Below are 4,176 nucleotides of genomic sequence, written 5' to 3' on the forward strand. Positions count from 1 at the left end.
TACGAGGGTCTCCGCCCGGCACGCCGAGAGCATGCACCAGACGCCGCGGAACCCGCCCTCCGGGCGGACGACGAGACTTTGCGGACACGACCTAGGACCTGTCCGGCAATTCCCGTCCGCCCGCGACACCACGCACTGACATGTGCGAGGCCGCCTCCCGGGCGACGACGGGAATGTCGGACAGGCCCCAGCGGCCCGCAGCCACCGACCCCGCGCCGGCCCACCCCCCACCTGGAGGTCATCCGTGGATCCCGACTCCGCGCACGGCACCGCCCCACCCGACCGTCACCACTCCGAGGTGACCCTCAGGGTGAACGGCAAGCCGCACACCCTGACCGTCGACCACCGCTCCGTCCTGCTGGACGTGCTGCGCGAGGACCTCGGCCTCACGGGCGCCAAGAAGGGCTGTGACCACGGCCAGTGCGGTGCCTGCACCGTCCTCGTGGACGGCCGGCGCGTCAACAGCTGTCTTCTGCCTGCGGTCGCCCTCGACGGCAGCGACATCACGACCGTCGAGGGCCTCGCCGGCGGCGACGGCGAAGCCCTCCATCCGATGCAGCAGGCGTTCCTGGACCGCGACGCGTTCCAGTGCGGCTACTGCACGCCGGGACAGATCTGCAGCGCCGTCGGCGCGGTGGCCGAGGCGGAGGCGGGCCACCCCTCGCACGTGACCGACCCGGCCACCCCCTCCGGCAGGCCCGTGCCGCTGGACGCGGACGAGATCCGTGAGCGGCTCAGCGGCAACCTCTGCCGCTGCGGCGCCTACCCGCACATCGTCGAGGCCGTCGAGGACGTGGTCCGGTGAAGCCCTTCGCGTACGTCCGGGCCGGCAGCGTCGAGGAGGCGGCCGCCGCACACGCCGCGCAACCCGGCGCCCGCTACCTCGGCGGCGGCACCAACCTCATGGACCTGATGAAGCTCGGCGTGGAACGGCCCGCCGCCCTCGTCGACGTCAGCCGGCTGCCCCTGGACACCGTGGAGGAGCTGCCCGACGGTTCCGTCCGGGTCGGGGCGACCGTCCGCAACAGCGACCTCGCCGCCCACCCGGCGGTCCGGGACCGCTACCCCGTGCTCTCCCAGGCGATCCTCGCGGGCGCCTCGGGGCAGCTGCGCAACGTCGCCACCACCGGCGGCAACCTCCTCCAGCGCACCCGCTGCTCCTACTTCCAGGACGTCACCAAGCCCTGCAACAAGCGCGAACCCGGCTCGGGCTGCGGCGCCCGGGACGGCGTCCACCGCGACCACGCGGTGCTCGGCCACTCCGAGCAGTGCATCGCCACGCACCCCTCCGACATGGCCGTCGCGCTCGCCGCGCTCGACGCCCACGTCGAGTTGTACGGCCCCGACGGCGAACGCACCGTGCCGGTGGCCGAGTTCCACCGGCTGCCGGGGGACCGCCCGGACGTGGACACCGAGATCGCACCCGGGGAACTCATCACCGGGGTGGTGCTCCCCGCCACCACGTCCGGCCTGCCCTGCGCCTACCGCAAGGCCCGCGACCGCGCGTCGTACGCCTTCGCCCTCGCGTCGGTGGCAGCCGTGCTCCAGGTGGGCGACGGCGTCGTCCGGCACGCCGGGATCGCCTTCGGCGGGCTGGCCCACCGGCCCTGGCGGGCCCGGCGCGCCGAAGCGGCACTGCTGGGGGCGGCACCCACCACCGCCGCCTTCGAGTACGCCGTCGGCCTCGAACTCGAGGACGCCCGGCCGTTGCGCGACAACGCCTACAAGGTGGGCCTGGCCCGCGATCTCGCCGTCGACGTCCTGGGCCGGCTCGCGCCGCCCGCCGTCACCTGAACCCAGCACCCGGACCGGCACCCGGCACGGCCGGAACCCCGCACGCACCAGGAGGACCCCATGGCCGACACCGGTACCGCGCTGGGCGCGCCCGCCGAGCGCCGGGAGGGCCGGGACAAGGTCACCGGCGCCGCCCGCTACGCCGCCGAACACCCCCTGCCGGGCCGGGCGCACGCGTGGCCCGTGCCCGCGTCGGTCGCCGCCGGATCCGTCCGCGCGATCGACACCGCGGCCGCGGTCGAGGTGCCCGGCGTGCTGTCGGTGCTCACGCACGAGAACGCGCCCCGGGTCGCCGAGCCCGACGACGCCACGCTCGCCGTCCTGCAGAACGACCGGGTCCCGCACCGGGGCTGGTTCGTGGCGCTGGTCGTCGCCGAGACACTGGAGGCGGCCCGGGCCGGCGCCTCCGCAGTGCGCGTGGACTACGCCGTCCGGGACCACGACGTGACGCTCACCGAGGGGCATCCCGCGGCGTACGTCCCCGAAGAGGCCAACGGCGGCTACCCCGCCCACCGCGAACTCGGCGACCCCGAGGGCGCCTATGACTCCGCGGCGGTCCGTGTCGACACCGACTACCGGGTGCCGCCGCTGCACAACCACCCCATGGAGCCGCACGCCGCGACCGCGCGCTGGGAGGGCGACCGGCTCGTGGTGCACGACTCCAGTCAGGGCGCCACGACGGTACGCACCGTGCTGGCCCAGATGTTCGAGATCCCGGAGGACCGCGTCACCGTCGTGTCCGAACACGTCGGCGGCGGCTTCGGGTCCAAGGGCACACCCCGCCCGCACGTGGTGCTCGCGGCGATGGCGGCACGGGTGACGGGCCGCCCCGTCACGGTCAACCTGCCCCGGCGCCACCTGCCCGCCGTGGTCGGGCACCGCGCGCCCACGCTCCAGCGCGTCCGGCTCGGCGCCGCCGCGGACGGCACCCTCACCTCGGTCATCCACGAGGTCACCACGTACACGTCCCGCATCAAGGAGTTCGTGGAGCAGGCCGCGATGCCCACCCGGGTCATGTACGGCTCGCCGCACAGCCTCACCACCCACCGGGTGGTGCCGCTGGACGTCCCCAGCCCGTCCTGGATGCGTGCGCCGGGCGAGGCCCCGGGCATGTACGCGCTCGAGTCGGCCATGGACGAACTGGCCGTCGAACTCGGCATGGACCCCGTGGAGCTGCGCATCGCCAACGAGCCGGACACCGAGCCCGACAGCGGCAAGCCCTTCAGCAGCCGGCACCTGGTGGAGTGTCTGCGGGAGGGGGCGCGGCGGTTCGACTGGGCCCGGCGCGATCCCCGCCCGCGGTCACGGTCCGAGGGTGCCCTGCTGGTGGGGTCCGGCGTGGCGGCCGCGACCTATCCGGTCATGGTGTCGCCCTCCACCGCGGAGGCCCGCGCCCTGCCCGACGGTGACTTCGTGGTGCGGATCAACGCCACGGACATCGGCACCGGGGCCCGCACGGTCCTGGCCCAGGTCGCCGCCGACGCCCTCGACGTGCCGCTCGGACGCGTCCGCACCGAGGTGGGAAGCAGTGACCTGCCCTCCGCTCCGCTGGCCGGCGGTTCGTCGGGCACCGCGTCCTGGGGCTGGGCCGTGCACGAGGCGTGCACCCGACTCAAGGCCCGCCTGGCCGGACACGCGGGACCGCTGCCGGACGCCGGGATCGAGGCGCGTGCGGACACCGCCGGCAGCGCGGACGCCGAGAGCGACTACGCCCGGCACGCCTTCGGCGCCCACTTCGCGGAGGTCACCGTCGACACCGTCACCGGAGAGGTGCGGGTGCGCCGACTGCTGGGTGTGTACGCCGCCGGACGCATCCTCAACTCCCGCACGGCACGTTCCCAGTTCATCGGCGGCATGACGATGGGGCTCGGCATGGCGCTGACCGAGGGGAGCACGATGGACGCCGCGTTCGGTGACTTCGCGGAGTCCGATCTGGCGTCGTACCACGTGCCCGCCCACGCGGACGTTCCCGCCGTCGAGGCCCACTGGATCGACGAGGACGACCCCCACCTCAACCCCATGGGCAGCAAGGGGATCGGCGAGATCGGCATCGTCGGGACGGCGGCCGCCATCGGCAACGCCGTCCACCATGCGACCGGCGTCCGCCTGCGCGAACTGCCCCTGACCCCGGACCGGGTACGGACCGCCCTGGCGGGACACGGAGCCGGGACGCGCCTTCGGTGACGGCGGGCCCGGTCGGCCCGAACACCGACGGCGACGCCGACGGCAGGTCGTCCACTCGGAGCTGAGGGCCGGGTCGGACAGACGTGCGCGGGCCCGGCCCGGCCGGACAGACCTGGGGGGGGGGGGGGGGGGGGGGGGGGAGGGGGGGGGGGGAGGGGGGGGGGGTGGGGGGGGGTGGGGGGGGTCTTCCCGCGTGTT

General features: G+C 75.0%; 3 protein-coding genes. All 3 read left to right on the plus strand.

Translation table 11 applies throughout. The features are described from left to right. Positions 1-244 precede the first annotated feature (244 nt). Genes AC069T_RS37545 through AC069T_RS37555 form a run of 3 tightly spaced genes read left to right on the plus strand, consistent with a single transcriptional unit; the run spans position 245 to position 3,978 of the window. The gene (locus AC069T_RS37545) at positions 245-805 is read left to right on the plus strand and encodes a (2Fe-2S)-binding protein (protein WP_478787010.1); all 561 of its coding nucleotides are present in this window, start codon (positions 245-247) and stop codon (positions 803-805) included. Continuing rightward, positions 802-1,794: an FAD binding domain-containing protein gene (locus tag AC069T_RS37550; RefSeq protein ID WP_478787011.1), complete on the plus strand. Its 993-nt coding sequence runs from the start codon at positions 802-804 to the stop codon at positions 1,792-1,794. Before AC069T_RS37545 ends, AC069T_RS37550 begins: the two co-directional genes overlap by 4 nt. Positions 1,795-1,854: 60 nt before the next feature. Then, the gene (locus AC069T_RS37555; RefSeq protein WP_478787012.1) at positions 1,855-3,978 is read left to right on the plus strand and encodes a xanthine dehydrogenase family protein molybdopterin-binding subunit; all 2,124 of its coding nucleotides are present in this window, start codon (positions 1,855-1,857) and stop codon (positions 3,976-3,978) included. The last annotated feature ends 198 nt before the right edge of the window (positions 3,979-4,176 follow it).

It is taken from the genome of Streptomyces sp. NPDC043867, assembly GCF_056435845.1.

What these genes read in the sequence shown, in the direction of transcription:
- AC069T_RS37555 (WP_478787012.1), top strand. Translation starts at nt 1,855, where the DNA reads ATGGCCGACACCGGTACCGCGCTGGGCGCGCCCGCCGAGCGCCGGGAG.